Raw genomic sequence first — 18,250 nt, forward strand, 5'->3', positions numbered from 1 at the left:
GCATTGCAAACGCTAATTTCTAATATTGAATATGTAAGTAACTGAGTTCCACCGACACTAGCTCGTGACGGTCATCGGTTCTCAGCCTTTTATAGGCAGGCCAAATACAAAGCTGAATACACTAACTAACGGTTTGGGCCGGTAGTTATGTACTTCTATAAACCTAGTATTTGGTTTTGATAGGTATGAGAAATGGAGATTTAAATTGTAACCTATGCCTAACCAACATTTGCTCGCCACTTTGTTAGCTTTGAGCGTCCCTCTGACAAAAGGGAATTACATAAATTTGTAATAGTTCTCGTTTTTTATAAATCAATCTTGCCAGAAATGCACTTAGGTGCTTATTATTATTAAAAATTATCTTGCTTGGTCTCTCTTCTGTTAGGAAAGAGACTAACAGATGATTTGGGCACGCTACCGCCCCTAGGTCTGGCTCCTAGAAGCAAGTTTTAGACGTAGTGTTTAATGGTTGCGTTTCCAAACAGGAGACGAATTGTATAGTAAACACGTTGCAACTAAAAGTAGAACGTGTAAAAAGCTTGCAAAAAAATGTCTTTTTTCTGACACTTAACTCGCCATAAACGTGACGCTTTTTTTTGTTGGCTTACTAATTATTAAACTCCTTCCGGCATAGCTGATGTTTGTATAGCTAGCGCGTTAATCTCAGAAGTCTAACTGAAAATAGTTGCAATAATATGAATTGCATCACAACAGGTTGCAATGCTACACAGTCAAATTTATGACGAATATCTAAGTCTCTCTAAACTTTCGGTTTTGCTGTTTTCTTACTCTCATTATCCTTGCCTACAATACGCTCACTTATTCACCACTTTCTGCTTACCTTGTTCATTGCGCGATTGACTGAGCCGTCTTTACGTCGCGAGGTGTCGCTATATATGAAAGCAAATACTCGTAAGCGTGGGTTAACAAAGGAAAAGACGTCGTTTCGTTATGAAAGTACTGCACCACGGTGGGAAAAATACGGTTACTGGCTCTTGTCACGAGCTCGTATTACAAAATGGAAGTGTGCTGATCGACTGTGGTTTGCTACAAGGTCAAGATAATGCTCAGCAGGAGAGTTTGAATATCGACTTTTCTATCTCTGATCTCAAAGCGGTTGTTCTAACCCATTCTCATATCGATCATGTTGGTCGGCTACCTTGGCTATTGGCTGCAGGTTATAAGGGGCCTATCTACTGTACGGAAGCCACCGCTGAGCTCGTACCGCTTATGTTAGAAGATGGATTAAAGCTCCAGTTAGGCATGAGGCGCCATCAAAGGGACAGCTTGCTCGATTTTATTCGAACGCTTATTCGCCCTTGCTCTTACTCCCAATGGATAGAGATAGAAGAACATACCTATCTTCGCTTTCAACCAGCAGGACACATTTTAGGGTCTGCATATGTTGAGTTTCATTTATCAAACAATGAAGTTGTTGTGTTCTCAGGGGATTTGGGACCTCGCAACACGCCTCTCCTACCTGACCCGGTATCGCCTGAAAAAGCTGACTATTTGTTTATCGAGTCAACATACGGCAATAAAGTTCACGAAGATGTTGAGTCTCGCAGTAGGCGATTGCTTTCTATTATTGAGCACGCACTTCAGGATGGTGGCGTAATTGTTATACCTGCTTTTAGCGTCGGGAGAACTCAAGAGTTACTGTTTGATATAGAACAGCTTATTCATGAGCACGCCTTGCAAGATTCTCTGCCTATTATTCTCGATTCTCCTTTGGCTAAAAAGGTAACTACTACCTATCGGCAATTTAAAAAGCTTTGGGGAGCTGAAGCGAAAGAGCGGCTCGAGCATCACCGACACCCTCTTGCGTTTGATCAATGTATTACCGTCGAAAGCCACGCTGACCATTTAAAGCTCGTCAATCGACTAGCGAGCACGGCAGAAGCTGCTATCGTGGTTGCGGCCTCTGGTATGTGTGAAGGTGGACGTGTCGTCAATTATTTAGAAGCATTGCTGCCAGATAAAAGAAATGATGTGCTATTTGCAGGCTATCAAGCAGAAGGGACGTTAGGTCGGCGAATTCAGGATGGAGAAGAGAACATATTGATTGAAGGAAGGCGCGTTAGAGTGGAGGCTCAAGTACATACCATGTCAGGTTACTCTGCACATGCGGATAGGGACGATTTAATACAGTTTGTTTCTGGTATCCCTACTCCTCCGAAAGAAGTTCACCTTATTCATGGTGAACAGGAGTCGAAAAGATCGCTTTATCAACAACTGATAACCCTCGGATATAACTGCGTTATATAGTGAAATGAACAATCATTTAATTTCGAGGCAATATAATATATCGCAAACATAGTTTTTCGAGTTCATTGATATAATTACGTTAAGATTCAAAAACAAGTCATGAACAAGGACTCAGGTTCAAGAAAATTAACAAAGTTATGAGCATGTTCTGGATTCAGGGATATAATTTCTATACGAAATAAATTATAATCGCCGACTTGTAAGCAATTGGCTAGTCGATAACAACTTATTCCATTCCTATGACAGACAGTATGAGCGACACGCTTCAAGAACGAGAAGCTTCTGAATTAACTAAGCATAATTCTATCAGCATAACATCAGCATTGGACGAGTTATCCGCAAGTGAATCAAATGCTTGCCTTTATATCTACTGTCCAAAAGAAGACGAAGCAAAAATTGCTCAAGTACTTAAGAGGCATCCTGAGATTAATGCTCAGGTTAATAACTATTCTCTTAGAGACTTCAAGAGCAAAACGCTTTGCCACTTCAAAAGCTCGCATCTAGATCCTGAACAGCAAGCGTTTCTTGTCGCGGCGACAGAGCTAGGTGCTTGGGTTGAGCCATTAGTGAGCTATTTTGACCGTTCACTCGGATATACTGAAACTGAGCTTTTGCACAGCGGCTACTTCTTACACCAAAAAGCTTTTTCTATCCTTTCTAATCGCAAGAACAGCTGGCAAAAACGCTTCATCGATCTGTTGTTTGTCTTCATGCTGTCATGGGTTGCTATTCCAGTAGGGCTTATTACGGCACTACTCATTAAGCTTGAATCGCCAGGTCCGGTATTCTTTAAACAGCGTCGTACCGGCCAGTATAATGAAGAGTTTGAAGTGATTAAGTTTCGCTCGATGCGAAACGATGCAGAAAAGAACGGAGCCCAATGGGCAACAAAAAATGACGCGCGCGTAACGAAAGTCGGCTGTTTTATTCGTAAAACTCGCATTGATGAGCTCCCTCAGTTAATCAACGTACTAAAGGGAGAGATGTCGATGGTTGGCCCTCGCCCAGAACGTGAAGTGTTCATCTCTGAGTTGGAAAAAGCCATTCCTTACTATCGCTTTCGTCACGCCGTTAAACCTGGGGTAACTGGCCTAGCTCAAGTAAAATACCCTTACGGCGCATCGGTAGAAGACGCTATTTGGAAGCATAAATACGATGTCTACTATATCAAACACCAAAACTGGATGATGGAAGTGAAGATTCTGTTTCTTACGATAAAAACAGTTTTGTTTGGCATGGGGCGTTAAGCCTTATACTCAAATTTGTAATTCATATAAAGAAGGTTTCAATTTTCTGAATTGAAGTACGAGCTTATAATTCTGTTCTTGGAACCTCTCTTTACAGAATCTGATAGCACTGCTGTACTTCGTTAGGCGTCAGACAAAGGTGTTTGGGTTAACGCTTTTTAAAGAGCCATCTGACAACTCCCAGTTATAGTAGTGATACTATTCAGATAACAACAACTCTAGGTCTTCCCGTCCCCCGAAGTGCGTATTTCGGTGATTGCGAACGCTTGTTTCAGCTGTTCAGAATGCTCCGAAATACACACCGAAGCATCTATAGTCGGATAAAACTCACTTTTATAAGTTTTCTGTGGGAGTGCTCACATTTGCTATTGAAGTGAGGGTAGTAAGACGTGCAGGCCCTAAACTTGACTCCATAAATCATAAGCTACTTCTGAACTTTTTCTAATCATTGGTGATACTAACAATGAAATTAATACAAAGGCTTTTAAGTCGAAACGATCGAATATAGCCTTAACCAAACTGAAAGAAGGGGGGGCTATTTAAGGCTCTGAACATCGACAAGGCAGATATATTCGAGGCAAAGCGCTGGCTACTTATCACAAATGCAAAGAGCTTGTGAGAATCTGGGGATAGAACTTATTGAGCCAACTAACCTCAGGGTAAAAAGTGTGTCGAATGCTCCTTCTCCTTCAATAACTTCCAAAAAGAGCCTAGTTCCTGAGTTGCGCCTTAGAAGGCTCAGTGATATGTAGAGTACCAACCAACAGCTATAGGAAGACAAGCTTGCAACTTCTCCCTAGAAAATCCACACCTGGGACAAACTCAATCGCAACTCAATTGAAAAAGCTACTCGGGATAGAAATAAGCCAGTCCACAGTTTAGGGAGTATGGTTCAGGGATGAGGTTAAAACCGAAGCCCTGCGAGTAAAGAGCCCGAATCGTTGATAATTACAGAGTAATTAGGATTGCTGATTGAGAATCCCATACGGAAACCTGTTATACAGAAACGATAAAGATCCTAGGCAATTCGCCCGTCAGAGTCCCTCGGTAATCACGCTAATACAACCCATATTATCTTAAAAATAACAACTCCCATTTCTGAGTATGTTGCTTTTTGTCTTTCCGCTTATGGAAAAGTTCAAGTGTCTAAATTCCGATATATAGTGTCTTATACAATTCGTAAGAATTCTTTATATCAAATTCAACTGAACGACGCTCAGCTTGCTCTTTGTAGTCTGAGTAATCATTTTTGATTTCGTGTATAGCTTTGAGTATGGCCTCAGAATCGTTCTCGACTAACAAACCATTCTGTGTTATCAACTCTCCACACCCACCAACATTACTTAATAACAAAGGTAGTCCCGTCGATGCAGCCTCAAGAGCTGACATTGGCATACCTTCACTATCTGATATTAGTGCAAATAAATCATATTCTGAGAAATTATCAAAGTTCTCTATAGCCCCGGTAAAATGAACATTTTCGGGCCTAGAGCATTGGGAAAGAAGAGGACCATCACCAACTACATCAAGGCTTACACTAGGCAACTGAGAAATCGCATCTATCAACAAATCAGGCCTTTTAGGATAAGCGAGCCTACCTAAAAAAAGAACTTTGAAGCAACTTCTCACTTCTTTATTTTGTACTTTTCGCGGAAAAACACAGTTTCGTATGTGTATTAATTTGTTTTCATTTATGCCAATGATTTTAGCTGCATCCTGTTTGTCTTTTTCAGATACGCAAAGGATTTTATCGGATAAAAAGGAAAGTACTCTTTCTATTGTTATATATAACTTCCGGAATCTCCCACCATTATATATACAAGACCAACCATGAGAAACATAAACCACTCTAATTTTAACCATCACCTTTAACAATCTCGCATAAAGTCCTGCGTTTGCAGAACTTGCTACAACGACATCGATACGGTTTTGTTTTATAAACTCGACTATTTTTAGATATGCCTTAAGTGAGAAGCCTTTCTCGATTTCAGGGACAAAGAATTGTTTTTTTACAGTGGTATTTTCCGTCAACCACCCGGATTTATTTGTAATAATAAAGTGCTCAAACTCATCTCCTAAAAGTGTAACTTGATCCTTGACCCAGGTTTGAGCTCCGCCGATCTCAGACTTTGTAATAATATGTAATATTTTAGCTGGCACCCTATACTCCGAGAAATAAGGTAGTTATTTATTATGGGATTGGTATAGATTCAGCCACTTTTTAGAAATGGCTATGAGTGAATAATGTTGCTCAACGTGCTCTCTCGCTTTAGCGCCTAAGGTCTGCTTTTCATCCTCAGACATATCAAGAGCCTGCTTGATTGCTCCAGAGAGGGCCTGAGAATCTCGTGGGGGAACTAGGAAGCCGTATTTACTAACAACTTCTCCCACACCACCGCAATCGGTAGCAACAATAACTCTTTCTGCTGCCATTGCCTCAGCAACAACAAGTCCAAACCCCTCCCAAGCAGAGGATAGAACAAAGATATCAGCGGCACTCATCCATTGTGGAACTTGGTGACTAAGCCCTATGAAGTTTACTTTATCTTCAATACCTAATTCTTCAGCTAATATCTTCAACTCTTGGCGCTTGTCACCGTCCCCAATAATGGCAAGCTTTACCTTGCGCTCTGTTAATAAAAGGGATGAAAACGCGTTCAGTAAGTTGGGGTAATCTTTTGCTTCTGTTAGCCGACCAACACTTAGGAGCAAGGTTTCATCTTCGTTTACACCGATTTCACTTCGGTAAGCGAATCTCGTCTCTTTGTTAAAGCGATATTTATTTAAGTCAATTCCATTGTGAAGAGCGATGATACGATCAGAGCTACACGCACCTTTGTCTATGAAAGCTTCGACAGCTTCTTCACTGACGTTAGTCAATAGGTCCCCCTGCTTCTGAGTAAGTTTATATGCCAGCATTCTAAGTCTCCCTCCCTCATTACTACTATGAGCGGTACATATGAGACGTTTGATAGGAGTCGTAACTCTAACAAGCCTCATAAGTATGTTCGCATGGACCATATGACTATGAACAATATCAGGGGCGAAACTCTTGATAATTTTTTTTATTTTCAAATATGTAGAGGCAACTCCGAGTAAACTTTTCTCCATCCGAAGTGACAGTACCTCAACCGATGTAGATTGAGGCTTTAAAAGGGGCTCGCCATGCATAGAAAGGATAGTGACATCATGCCCGAAGGTAGAGTATGTATCGGCTAAATCACATACTTGTTTCTCAGCACCTCCCACACCTAACCCAGTAATAACTAGCAAAACTTTCATGTAATTACCATTGATTAAAAAAGAACACACCTTCTCTCGTCAAACTTGCGCTTTCTATCGACTGCTTAAATATTGTAGTATTCAAGAATATCAAAGTAACCATTAATATTAGAGCTCTCATATTACTAAAATAACATAAAAGGCAAATTATAAATGGAAGAAAGCTTACCATTAGTCTTCCAGCAAAAGGGCTAAAGAAATACATACCTAGATATATGGAAAGCCCTAATATTGCTATCACATAATGCCCATCATTGAGATATATCCTCTTATACTGTGTAAGTATCATGATTAAAATACCACTAAATAAAACAAAATTCCCTCCTCCAACACCCGTGATAGTTGAGCTATATTCAGTTGCTTGTCTCAATGCTAATAATTGAGCAACAGGAAGGATTAACAAGCTAATTCCTATGGAGATAGTAAACAAAAATAAAGATCGAAGTATAATCTCCTCTGAGACTAATTGCTTAAAAAAGCTATCAGCCACTACAAAAAAGAATACTATAAACATAGATGAATGAATGAACCCTAGTAAAAAGATAATTAACTTAAAGTATCTTTTATGTCCCAAAAACAGGATTGCCCACATCATCATTGAGGCTGCAAATGCTTGCCTTAAAACAACAAGTTGCATATGAAATGCCTGCGGGATGAATAACAATGCTAAAAAGCCTAGAAAACAAACTAAAGCATTTCTACCTTTGTAAAGAATGAAAAAACTAACTGTAAACCCAGTAAAAAAAACAAAGACTAGCGGTATAACTTCTGGTTTGAAAAAGTTACTTAAAAAAGAATTTAATAGCAAAAATAATGGTTCGTTAGTCAGAATAGCCAATCCATCATAACGATCCATGATTTTCATTGAGTCAATCGCATATACGATATAGTTTTGCCTATCTCTAAAGAGTTCATTAGGCAGTAATGTGAGCAATAAGCCATATATTACTGAAATTACTAAGTAAGAAAGTATATAGAGCCTATATTTAGTGATTCTCATTTACTTACTATCTCTAGTTTGAAAGTAATTTTAACCACGTGCTTAAGATGGTCTCTGTACTAAACCTCTTAGAGTTATTGATTGAGTGCGTGGTTAGTTCTTGATAGCGTTCTGAGTTCATCGATGCCTCAATACCTTTAATTAAAGAGTCTTTTAACGCAATAATGTTATTTGCTTCACACAACCAACCATTATGACCATCTTGAACGACTTCAGCTGGTCCTGTATCACAATCAAAAGAGACGATTGGTAAGCCATAAGCTTGCGCTTCGATTAATACTAAAGGCAAACCTTCAAACCTGGAGCTCATAACAAAGAGCTTTGATTGAAGATAATAGTTCTCGATCTGGTTGGTTTTAGGGATAAACTCAATTGTTTTGGTAACATCTAACTCAACAGAGCGCTTTGACAGAGCTTCCTCATCTTCCCCGCTACCTATAATCTTTAATTTCCATTGAGGATACTCTTTTGAGACTTGCTGCCATGCTTCAAGTAAAATATCGAATCCTTTTTGATAAGTTAACCGTCCAACAGCTAAAACCACATCATCTTTATCTTGACTGATATCAGTGGGTTTAGAAACGGTAATAGGATTGGGTATTGAGACTAAGTTTGCCTTGCATTTAGTACCAGATATCCAAAGCTGCTTATCTCTTTCCGTCAATGTAACAACATCGTCAGCAAAAAGAGCAGCTAGTCGTCTTGCAAAACGTCTAGTTTTTCTTCCAAGATCAACTTTATAATTAAAATGTTCCCAGCAGATGTGCCTTACAGATGTGCCACATATTGCGGGAGTTGAGTATAAAGCGAGCATTGACTCAACATCGATTAATATATCAATCGCATTGTTTTTTAAAAACTTTTTTAAACGTGATACGATTAATGGAAACCGTAAAGTCCCACTTCCATACGTAGAAAATAGCGTACTGCACCTGATATCTGCTGAAACAGGGAAAAAAGGCTTACTTTTACCTTGAAGACTTAAGATATAAACATCATGGCCAGATAACTTAGATAGTTCATTTGCCAGCCAAATCGAAACTCTTTCTGTACCACCAGACCCTTCTAAGCTCCCAACAAAAAAACAAATATTTGACATTAAAATCTCTTTTTTTATACAAATAATCTATGATAGTAAATGGTAATTTAAAAATGACACCTACTTAAGGAAACGATTAGTTAACTATCGAAAAATAATTCTATTTACTTAATTATTGATTTAAAAAATTCAACAATTTTTAAAAATAAAATTGAAATATTAACACCAAAGTTATTAAACAAAAAAATTGCAATTTTAAAGTGAGAACTTATATTACCTTTAAATAGCACTTCATTTGTTTCAGGAAATAAACTCAATGCTTCTCTCGGAGATGTATTAAGAGATGAGTAAATTAATGTGGTTTTTTGACTAAGTTTAAACTTTAAAAAGCATTCTTCACAATATTTATAAACGCCATTGTTTTTTAAATTTTCACTTATTTCTTCAGCCGCTTTTTTAACTTCTACAATTTTACTCTGATCTATTTTCTTAGTTATAGAAGAAACATTACATTGATTATAAACAACATAATCACCTTTAATAAAATCTATTTTTTTAGCTGACAATAAAAACTGAATATTAAAGATAAAATCTTCAAGGAAGTTTATTTCATTAGGGAAATTTATTTCATTATTTTCTATAACTTCCCTCCTGTAAAGCTTATTCCAACAGTAACCTTTTACCTCATCCAAAAGCAAATATTTTATACAATCTAAATTACTATCAGACTTCTTCTCCGACATTCGCTCTAGCCTGTCAGGGTATTCAATAGTATAGTCCGAAATGACAAGATCTAAACCTCTACCTTTCGCAACGGTATACACATCCTCCAACCAATTACTTGATGATGTATAATCGTCACTATCAAGGAAGGCGATATACTCACCAGTTGCAAGCGCTAAGGCTTCTTGTCTGGTTTCTGAAACACCCTTATTCTCGCGGCTTACAATTACTATATCCCAACTATCAGATATACTTTTTTGGTAGTTAGATACTTTGTCTTTTAAGATAGATAAAGAGTTATCTTTTGAACCATCATCTAAGAATATAACCTGTAGTTTATCAATACTTTGAGAGAATATAGAGTCGATACATCTTCCTATATATTTCTCTGTATTATATATAGGAACAATGAGTGAGACTTTATACATATTGATGCTCATTTATTGCGGATAAAAGAAATTTCGAAGCAAAAGCACGCTTTTGAGATAAAATTTTGTTAACCTCGGTAAAATCCACCTCTAAATCTAATAATTTATCGTTCAGTAAGTTAACTGAGTCTACTAATCTATGCTCTAAATTGAACATTTTGAGTAATGAGTTAAAACGAGCTAAGCCACGCTCTGAGTTACCAATTGCAATAAATGGTTTGTTGTATATAATCGAAAATACAACTCCATGAAAGGAGTCAGTGACGACAAACTGAGAGTCTCGGAAACCTTGTATCCAACGAGTGACAGGTTGATACTGATCTAAATCGTTTTGTGGCATTAGCTCAAAAGAGGATATGTTCAATTTGCTAACTACCTTTGTAACAACCGCTTTTTTATCTTCAGATTGATCGAGCACATAAACCATTACTCCTTTTGGAATATCTATATGCTTTTCCTTGTCTATCAAAGCGTTGTATTGAGATGCTTCAAGCAACATTGTTGGATCGATAACATGTAAAGCCTCAACTCCGAAATTATCTCGACAAAGATTCACAGCACTGTCTTCTCTAACACTAACAGCATCAAATTGCTTCAAATGATGTGAGCATTTTTCGAGCAAGTCGTGGTCAAACTCACTAATATTATCTACGCCAAAAGAGGCAGCATAAGATATTTTCTTAATACTAGGATCTTTAATAAAATTAAGGAAGAATGCTTCAATTCCTGGTGAGTACTGAGGTCTCCATACTTGGTCACTACCTACAATAAATGTAGAGAAGTTATATTTTTCCAGCTCATTCAATCTTGATACAGATTCAATTTTGTGTGTTGTTTCTATATTTTCTTGTCTAAAGCGATCTGTATGCTTAGAGATTCTAGCTTTTTCTTTGTTATTAATTGGAAAAACTCTTTTAATATCTTTCTTTAACACATATTTTTTTATAGCATTGACTAGAATCCCTCTTATCCCCCAAAATTTAGCTTTTTTAAATGGTAAGTCAACAGTTAATACATCATGGCCTTGTTCTTTAAGGAAGCGTTGAAGTGCATACGCTTGAAGCAGTCCACCATAATTAGTATGAAGGGGCTGGGTCATAATTGCTATTTTCATTTTTTGTTTCTTATCTTTTTCAGGATGCTTTCTTTTTTTCGGTTAAAACGCGTTACAAAAATCAAAATCTCTCTTATATAGTATATTTTCTTTTCAAAAACTTGAGCATCAGATGATTTTTTCCAGAGTTTTAAACTTTGAGATCTAGTTACCATTCTCATATAGTGAACTAGTTTTAATGACGCTGGTATATCTGTTTGGGCAAATCTTTTTGGTGGCGTTTCCTTCAATTTGTAAGCTTGAGTACGATACTTCAATCCAACTCTTCGGTGGTTGAAACTGCCTCTCTGAGTTTCAACTACTTTTTCAACCGGGACTTCATCCACAATTAAGCTTTTCCTCTCTATACCTTCAGAAAATATATCATTAGCTAACTGGGTTCTAATAATTATAACATTATGGCCCTGGCCATCGTCTGAGTATGGCTTTACCCATGCATCCCCTAAGGATATATCAGCAAGCTCAGTCGTAACATCATCACAAAAGTCACACGCCTTCGCTTTAAATAAACCTGAGCCCCACATATCGCCTAGTTTATTCATTCTTATTGATTTTTCTTTTTCTTCAGAAATGCAAGAAAAAGAGTAATCAGAAGCACTAGTGTCAACTGATTTAATTCGATATTCAGGTGACATATAGTTATGTCTAGACGCGCCTGATTTTTCTGCTAGATAGTCTGTATAGTGCCTACTCTTGACACCACCACAAATAATACCAACCGTAAACCCAATTTTATCTTTATAACGCTGATCGTTATGCTGTAATAACCTTACCGCTTTAATAAAACACGCCACACCTACTATTGCTACTTTACCTTCCAGTGTTAATATTGACTCTAGCGCATTTCCAAGGCTTACAGGATAGTAGCGAGTTTTAGATGAAGATCGTACTTTGTCAACACTATTGAATACACCATATTCATAATGTTCACCTTCAGTCCCTGAACGAGACACACAAACCACATGGTCAACAATCCCTTGCTCCAGTAACTTTTCCAAAAAATAGGTCGCTATTCCTCCCGAAGAACTATTTTGTCGGTGAACTTGTGAGTAACCAACATAAGTATTGATGTAATGGCCCACTTGTGGGTCGTGCTTTTGAATACCATCATAGATATACTTTTTCGACAACTCATCTTCAGTACGTACATCGGCGTCAGGCTTTGTATTAAAAGGGCAAACTTGCAAACAAGCACCAGAGCAATCACACTTTTTTAACTGCCTAGGAGTTAAAAAGCCATCTTCGTTCCATTGCATTTTAAGAGACTGATTATCACATTGTGTAATACATGCCCCACAACCAATACATAGTCCTTGTTCCACAATTAACTCTGATATATTTCTACAACTCACTAGTTCTACCTTTCACTTTGGAAAACTTAGATTTTAAAAAACTTCTCACAAACATCTTCTCATTTTCATCAATACCAACTAAATAGATTGAAAGTATATTAATCATAACGCTTATGATACACCCGCCAATCAACCCAAAGATACCTTCGCTAAAATAACTTGATATCGATAAGTTTATCGAAAATGACAACAAAGAAACTAACGCAACCCTGAAGATGACACTTCTTACAAATCCTTTGATCAACTCCGGTTCGAAATTGTATAAAAGGATTAACCTTAATACGAGAGCTATTAGCGATATACTTATCGCCACATAATAGACAATACTAGGAGCTCCGCCTAATTTTAGTGCTAAATATGACACGGGTAAGTTAAGTAAAATAACGGTTCCAACCACGATCTGATACAGTTTAATCTTACCTGTTGCTTGAAAAGTAGTCATTATCACTCCAGAAAGGCTAATTATCAAACTATCAATTACAACCAGTTTGACAAATTTTTCTGTATTTTCCGGAACATTACCTAACCAGAGCTTTAATATATAGTCTGTTTGAACTAATATTGGCATAGAAATAAAAAGGAGTAAAAAGAATGATATCTTTGCGCCAGAGAATATTAAGCTGCGTACGTACTTAGTATCTCTACCTGAATATGATTTTATAATCTGCGGAGCAAAAGACGTTTGTAAGCTGCTCACAAAACCAAATACCGCACTATTTACTTGCATAGCTATAGCTCTTGCTGCATTTACTACAGTACCAAATGTAATATTTAAAAGTATATTAACACCATAATTGGAAACAACAGCTGCTATATTCCCATAAAAATTCCATCCGATATAACCAACCAGTTTTTTAGAGTATTGCTTATTCCAAGAAAATATAATTCTTGTGTTATGTAAAGCTACTTTATTATAAAACACATAACAAAGAAAAACTAAAAATGCACTCATTGAGATGAATATTGCATAGTATAATAGTTTGTCACCACTAATTAAACTGAGAATTAATACCGAGCCAAGCTTCAGAGCAGCATCTGCAATGCTGATATATGCAAATGCATCCATTTTTTCAAAAGAAATAATATTGGCAATATACGGAATTGATATAAGGTTAAAAAACACTGTAATTAAAGACATATAGAAGACTAGTAATGCCGTATCTAACCTTATATCCGGTATTGTTAAAAATGAACTTACAACCCAAGAACCTAAAGATAACCCTATTACAAAGAATATAACTCCAATAACTAGATGAATTGTTAAGCTAGCATTAAATATACTTTCTAGTTTATCTTTATTATTATCAGCTTGCCCTAATTCAAAACAAATGAAGCGCTGTGTTGCAGTTGAAAGTGCTCCATTTACGAAAGTCAATAGAGAAATAACGCCAGCAACAACGTGATATATACCAAAATCTTCAACACCAAGTTGTTCCAATACGATCCTTGATGAATACAATGACACAACTAATATCAATATCATTCTAAGGTACAGGAAAAATGTGTTTTTTATAATTACTTTGTTTTTCAATATCATCTTGTTAGCCACTGGCTATAGTAAAAGTCGAAGTTAAAGTCATAAAGTGTCGAGTAATTACTTTTCTTCGGACTTCAGCACAGTGAAGACAAAAAGAATACCAATACCAAAAATCATCCCAAATACCGTACCTGCAATACACAGGAATGCTCGATTTGGCTCATGCTTCAATTCAGAAAGAACAGCTGGATCAATAACTTTAAATACAAACTCTTCTTGTACCTCGGCTAGCATAAGACTTTTAGTTTGCTCTTCAATTAGCTTGTAAAAGGTGCTTTGCATATCCGTGATAGATGTTTTTTCTAATTGGGCATTTAAATAGTCAAGGTTTTTTGAAGCTTCTTTAATGGTTCGTTCTCGCATTACGTTGTTGATATCTTGCACCAACCAATCAACCCATTGTTGAGCAATGTATGGTGAGTAATGCTTTACTGAAACGCTATAAAGGCCATTCTTTTTATCTTCAGAAATTTCAAATATATCTTTTCTAAACGTTTCATATGCTTCTTGTGCAGTAGGCTCAACACCTCTAAGACCTTTTGGCTCGCGTAACCATTTATTACTTTTCTCATCGTATACGTCGTCATCTAGGATCAACTTGTTATTGTTTAAATCCCAATCTCTAGCTGCCATCAAAGGAACAAGTAAATCATGCTTGGATATAAAACCTTCAATGAACTGCCGAGATCTCATTACTTGTACAGCAAGTTCAGTTTGCGATGATTCCGAGGCGCCTATATTCACTCCAGCCAATGCCGCTAATCCACCAAGTTGTCCAGCCATTTGCGACAAATTGCTACCACTAGCACTCTCTGCAGGAGCAAGTAATGCATCAGCTCTATAAATGTTCGGTAAGTTCAATGCATAAAGGACAGAGCCTACTGCAAATACGAACGTGGTTGCAATAATGATCAACTTTCCTTTCCATAACACCCTAAACAGTTCTCGTAAATCAACCTCATCATCATAATATTCAGGAGTGTGAGGAGAATAAGGCAAGTAATTTGAGTTTGATTTTTTTTGGGATTCCATTGAGTTTAAAACTCCAAGTATGTATAAGTATCCTTAGAGAGGACACCTTTGGAAACTATGTAATATGTATCGAAGTCAAGGCAAGTTTTAATACCGAGAATCAACAAATAGATAGATTACGAAAAATGGGGGTTGCTCGCAGCTAAGGTAACATTAATTTTCGAGTTATTTAAGTTGACTGCTTCACCTCTTAAGTGAATTGCCAAAATGACATTAGATTTTGGTATCTCATTAGGAAGCGTTAAAAGAGGTTAACTGACTTTAATATTGCAAGTGGTTATATATGCAATATATACCTCCATAAGTATGTATATGCTGAAGACTACAGAAATCCGTACCTACCGATGATTCTAAATAATACTTTAACACAGTAAGTGATGCTTCAATCACCTATTTAACCAATAGTAGGAAAGCCTAGTAACCTTCATTACTAGGCTAACAATGGTGTTATTTAAGCGCGTTAATCGCAACACCAGTCTGGTAAAGGATCTGCGTTGCAGCTGTCCAGGTACTTAATGCGTCGCGATAATCCGTATCTATCGGCACAACAATCGTGTCACCTGCTTTTAGCCCTTCTTGGTTGTTTCCGAACCAATATCCGGAAGAAGGTTTGTAAACAGAACCGTCTGCACGAACTACAAAAATGCGGTCTTCGTCCGCTTGTTTTTTAGCTCCACCCGCTTTATTTAGGTAATCGTCAACATCGAGTTTGTTGTCCAATAAGTAGGTAATAGGAACCTGAACTTCACCCATGATTGAAACTGTGTTGCGGAAGGTCGGAACAAAGAGGAAGTCGCCGTCTTCTAACATAAAATCTGCTGAGCGATCGCCTTTGAAAATACGGTTTAGCTGCACTACCATTCGTCCAAGCGCCTTACTGCGACTTGCTTCTTCAACAAATGCTAGTGTTTTCTGTGGATCGGTAATTACGGAACCAATATTGCTGTCGGCTCTGAATGTTTTCTTCGCAGTTTCTTTGCGCATATCAGCGGCGTATTGATTTAAGAGCTTCTGCTCTTGTAAGCGCAATGCTTCACGCGTGAATATTGCTCCTTGAGGGTGAGCAAATTCTGTCAGACCGCCAGCTCGGCCCAATAACTCACTTAAGGTTTCACCTTGGCGCACTGTATAGGTTCCAGGGAAGCGAACTTCACCCTGTAAAGTTACTGTGCTTTGTAGCTTCACATTTGGCTTTTCTAAGATGTTCAAACGATCTCGGCCCACGATAACTGCATCGTCTGAGGTACCGCCTTGTATTGCTTTACGTAAATCAATCCGTTCAACATCAATATAAGCACGCTCATCTGCACTATTAATCGCGGTTCGTGCTAACTCTGCACTAATTGTGAATGCGTTATAAGTCAAACCACCAGCGGCTTCAATCAGCGTTGATACCGTCATTCTTGGAGTAATCGGGTAGCGCCCAGGGTGCTTCACTTCACCAAATACTTCTGCAATTTGAGGGGCTAGCCCCAAACGAGACTGTTGTTGGAGTTGTAACAATACTGGTGCAAGCAAAGTGCGACGAGTATTTTGCTTCAGCTTTTCAAAGTCTTCCTCTGTAATCTCTTTACCGCGGAAAATAATTTTTCTTTCTTCTTTTGCTTGCTGGTTCCAGCCAACATAATTCTGTTGGTTATTGAAATTAGTTTGTTGCGGATTATTGCTAGTCATCGCATTGCTACCTGCGATTATCGACCCTGCAGGGTTATTAACCATAGCAACAGACGAGCTCATCTGTTGCTGTTCTTTCTGTTGCTCCATCTCCGCCTGTTTTTGAGCTTGCTCGAGTGTTTTCGCTTTTGTAATTTCTTCATCATTAGCGAGTGTATCTAAATCTTCGTTATTGAACCGGTTGAATACTAGAACTCGGTCACGAGAACGTAGAGACATATTGTCTTTGCTGTTAGGAGATAAAATCGCGTTCGCGAGGTTTATCTGAAATACTTCGATATCACGTTGAGTATTAACTTCTCGAACAACAACGGCGTAGTTAACATCAGCAGTGGCATTAAATGCAGAGTCTACAGATTTAAACAAATCAGCAATACGCAAACTTTGATGCCACTCTACATAACCAGGGTGTCTTACATCCCCTTCGATTTGAACATATCGAGTAAGCTCTTCGCTTTTTTTCAAGATTTTAATAGCATCGCCATTTTTTACTTTGCTTTGCTTATCTTGATTCTTACTAAAATCGAGAGTGACCGCTTCACGAGTCCCATGCGTTGCATAGCGTTTGATTTCTAGCTGTTCTTTATACGCGTTGGCAGTAAAACCACCAGCTATTTGAATAAGTTGTTGGTAGGTTTCACCCGGCTTAACCTCATAAATTGCAGGACGATTAATCTCGCCTTCTATAGAGACTGTATCTTTAACAGAGCCGATTAAAACAACATCATCCGGTAGTAAGCGCACATCATCACTCGCATCACCTTTTAGTAACAGATCATACATGTCCAACTTACGAATAATTTTTCCGTCACGCTTTAGCTGAATATCTCTTAGTGCCCCACTTTCACCAAAACCACCGCTGTAGTAGATAGCCTGTGATATTGTCGTTAATGCGCTAACCGTGTACGCTCCTGGCTTATATGCATCGCCCATGACAAATACTTGCATGGTACGTAGTTCACCTAATGAAATATCGCTACGAACACCTATCATTTGCTCTTTTACACGTTGCGTTAGAGAGTCTCTAACATCAGAAAAGTGCATACCTGCAACATTTACTGGCCCAAGAGAAGGAAAGTTGATTGTTCCTGCGCGATTTACACGTAAGCGATGTGTTTCGTTCTCCTTACCAAATAACTGCACGATGATTTCATCGCCTGCACCCACAGTGTAATTAGCCGGAACTGGAACATCACTTATCGGAGCAAAGGTACTTGGAGAGCCAGCAAAGAGTTCAAGGCCAAAGCGTTGTAACTCATCATCTTCTTTTTTAGTATCCCATATTTTTTCTACTTCAGTAGAACTCGCCCCACTCAATTGAGTTCTAGGTTGAATAACTTGCGGATTTGAGTATGACGTAGACTGGGAAGAAGAGCCTGAAGGGATACTAAAGCCATACTTACTCGCCAGTGCTTGCTGCTGATCTGCTGGTAAGTTCTGAAACATTTTGATTTGTTCTGGAGTAGGTGTTTGCGCAGTCGAGTAAGACGCAAACATGCTTGCCAAGACACAAACGGCAATGGAGAGATATCCTTTAAACATGATATGCCACTA

11 protein-coding genes and 3 pseudogenes are annotated in these 18,250 nt (G+C 38.0%); 2 read left to right on the forward strand and 12 right to left on the reverse strand.

Annotated elements, in window-relative coordinates:
- The first annotated feature begins 951 nt into the window (after nt 1–951).
- Nucleotides 952–2,268: an MBL fold metallo-hydrolase gene (locus R7H07_RS13180; protein ID WP_206959391.1), complete on the forward strand. Its 1,317-nt coding sequence runs from the start codon at nt 952–954 to the stop codon at nt 2,266–2,268.
- 239 nt (nt 2,269–2,507) lie between these two features.
- Nucleotides 2,508–3,515, forward strand: coding sequence for a sugar transferase (locus tag R7H07_RS13185; RefSeq protein WP_206959393.1), 1,008 nt, complete (start codon nt 2,508–2,510; stop codon nt 3,513–3,515).
- Between the two features lie 9 nt (nt 3,516–3,524).
- Here the strand turns inward: R7H07_RS13185 and R7H07_RS13190 are convergent.
- The 12 genes and pseudogenes from R7H07_RS13190 to R7H07_RS23945 all read right to left on the reverse strand — a co-directional run.
- Nucleotides 3,525–3,957: pseudogene (locus tag R7H07_RS13190) on the reverse strand (hypothetical protein); the annotation flags it as partial.
- A gap of 704 nt (nt 3,958–4,661) precedes the next feature.
- A complete protein-coding gene (locus R7H07_RS13195; RefSeq protein ID WP_206959394.1) occupies nt 4,662–5,675 on the reverse strand; it encodes a glycosyltransferase in 1,014 nt (337 codons plus the stop codon).
- 24 nt (nt 5,676–5,699) lie between these two features.
- Nucleotides 5,700–6,797 (reverse strand): glycosyltransferase, encoded by a 1,098-nt coding sequence (locus R7H07_RS13200; RefSeq protein ID WP_140278294.1) that lies wholly within the window; start codon nt 6,795–6,797, stop codon nt 5,700–5,702.
- A gap of 4 nt (nt 6,798–6,801) precedes the next feature.
- Nucleotides 6,802–7,797, reverse strand: a complete 996-nt coding sequence (locus tag R7H07_RS13205) for an EpsG family protein (RefSeq protein WP_206959395.1) — start codon at nt 7,795–7,797, stop codon at nt 6,802–6,804.
- Between the two features lie 13 nt (nt 7,798–7,810).
- A complete protein-coding gene (locus R7H07_RS13210) occupies nt 7,811–8,896 on the reverse strand; it encodes a glycosyltransferase family 4 protein (protein WP_206959396.1) in 1,086 nt (361 codons plus the stop codon).
- A 104-nt stretch (nt 8,897–9,000) separates the two neighbouring features.
- Entirely contained in the window at nt 9,001–9,987 is a 987-nt protein-coding gene (locus tag R7H07_RS13215; protein ID WP_206959397.1) for a glycosyltransferase family 2 protein, read from the reverse strand.
- Nucleotides 9,980–11,101 (reverse strand): polysaccharide pyruvyl transferase family protein, encoded by a 1,122-nt coding sequence (locus R7H07_RS13220; RefSeq protein WP_140278273.1) that lies wholly within the window; start codon nt 11,099–11,101, stop codon nt 9,980–9,982. The genes R7H07_RS13215 and R7H07_RS13220 overlap by 8 nt, the downstream gene beginning before the upstream one ends.
- Nucleotides 11,098–12,423 carry a Coenzyme F420 hydrogenase/dehydrogenase, beta subunit C-terminal domain gene (locus R7H07_RS13225; RefSeq protein WP_206959401.1) on the reverse strand — a complete coding sequence of 442 codons (1,326 nt, stop codon included), beginning with the start codon at nt 12,421–12,423 and terminating at the stop codon, nt 11,098–11,100. Before R7H07_RS13225 ends, R7H07_RS13220 begins: the two co-directional genes overlap by 4 nt.
- Nucleotides 12,424–12,442: 19 nt before the next feature.
- Nucleotides 12,443–13,891 carry an MATE family efflux transporter gene (locus R7H07_RS13230; RefSeq protein ID WP_206959404.1) on the reverse strand — a complete coding sequence of 483 codons (1,449 nt, stop codon included), beginning with the start codon at nt 13,889–13,891 and terminating at the stop codon, nt 12,443–12,445.
- Nucleotides 13,892–14,047: 156 nt separating this feature from the next.
- Nucleotides 14,048–15,022 carry a Wzz/FepE/Etk N-terminal domain-containing protein gene (locus R7H07_RS13235; protein ID WP_206959405.1) on the reverse strand — a complete coding sequence of 325 codons (975 nt, stop codon included), beginning with the start codon at nt 15,020–15,022 and terminating at the stop codon, nt 14,048–14,050.
- 447 nt (nt 15,023–15,469) lie between these two features.
- Nucleotides 15,470–16,618 (reverse strand): annotated as a pseudogene (locus R7H07_RS23940) (SLBB domain-containing protein); the annotation flags it as partial.
- A gap of 120 nt (nt 16,619–16,738) precedes the next feature.
- A pseudogene (locus R7H07_RS23945) lies at nt 16,739–18,238 on the reverse strand (SLBB domain-containing protein); the annotation flags it as partial.
- Between the last annotated feature and the right edge of the window lie 12 nt (nt 18,239–18,250).

Origin of the sequence: Vibrio sp. Vb1127, from assembly GCF_033338735.1 — a bacterium.
In the GTDB taxonomy this organism is placed as follows: domain Bacteria; phylum Pseudomonadota; class Gammaproteobacteria; order Enterobacterales; family Vibrionaceae; genus Vibrio; species Vibrio alginolyticus.

Coding starts and splice junctions, on each gene's coding strand:
- R7H07_RS13180 (WP_206959391.1), top strand. CDS start 952: ATGAAAGTACTGCACCACGGTGGGAAAAATACGGTTACTGGCTCTTGT.
- R7H07_RS13185 (WP_206959393.1), top strand. CDS start 2,508: ATGACAGACAGTATGAGCGACACGCTTCAAGAACGAGAAGCTTCTGAA.
- R7H07_RS13200 (WP_140278294.1), bottom strand. CDS start 6,797: ATGAAAGTTTTGCTAGTTATTACTGGGTTAGGTGTGGGAGGTGCTGAG.
- R7H07_RS13205 (WP_206959395.1), bottom strand. CDS start 7,797: ATGAGAATCACTAAATATAGGCTCTATATACTTTCTTACTTAGTAATT.
- R7H07_RS13210 (WP_206959396.1), bottom strand. CDS start 8,896: ATGTCAAATATTTGTTTTTTTGTTGGGAGCTTAGAAGGGTCTGGTGGT.
- R7H07_RS13215 (WP_206959397.1), bottom strand. CDS start 9,987: ATGTATAAAGTCTCACTCATTGTTCCTATATATAATACAGAGAAATAT.
- R7H07_RS13220 (WP_140278273.1), bottom strand. CDS start 11,101: ATGAAAATAGCAATTATGACCCAGCCCCTTCATACTAATTATGGTGGA.
- R7H07_RS13235 (WP_206959405.1), bottom strand. CDS start 15,022: ATGGAATCCCAAAAAAAATCAAACTCAAATTACTTGCCTTATTCTCCT.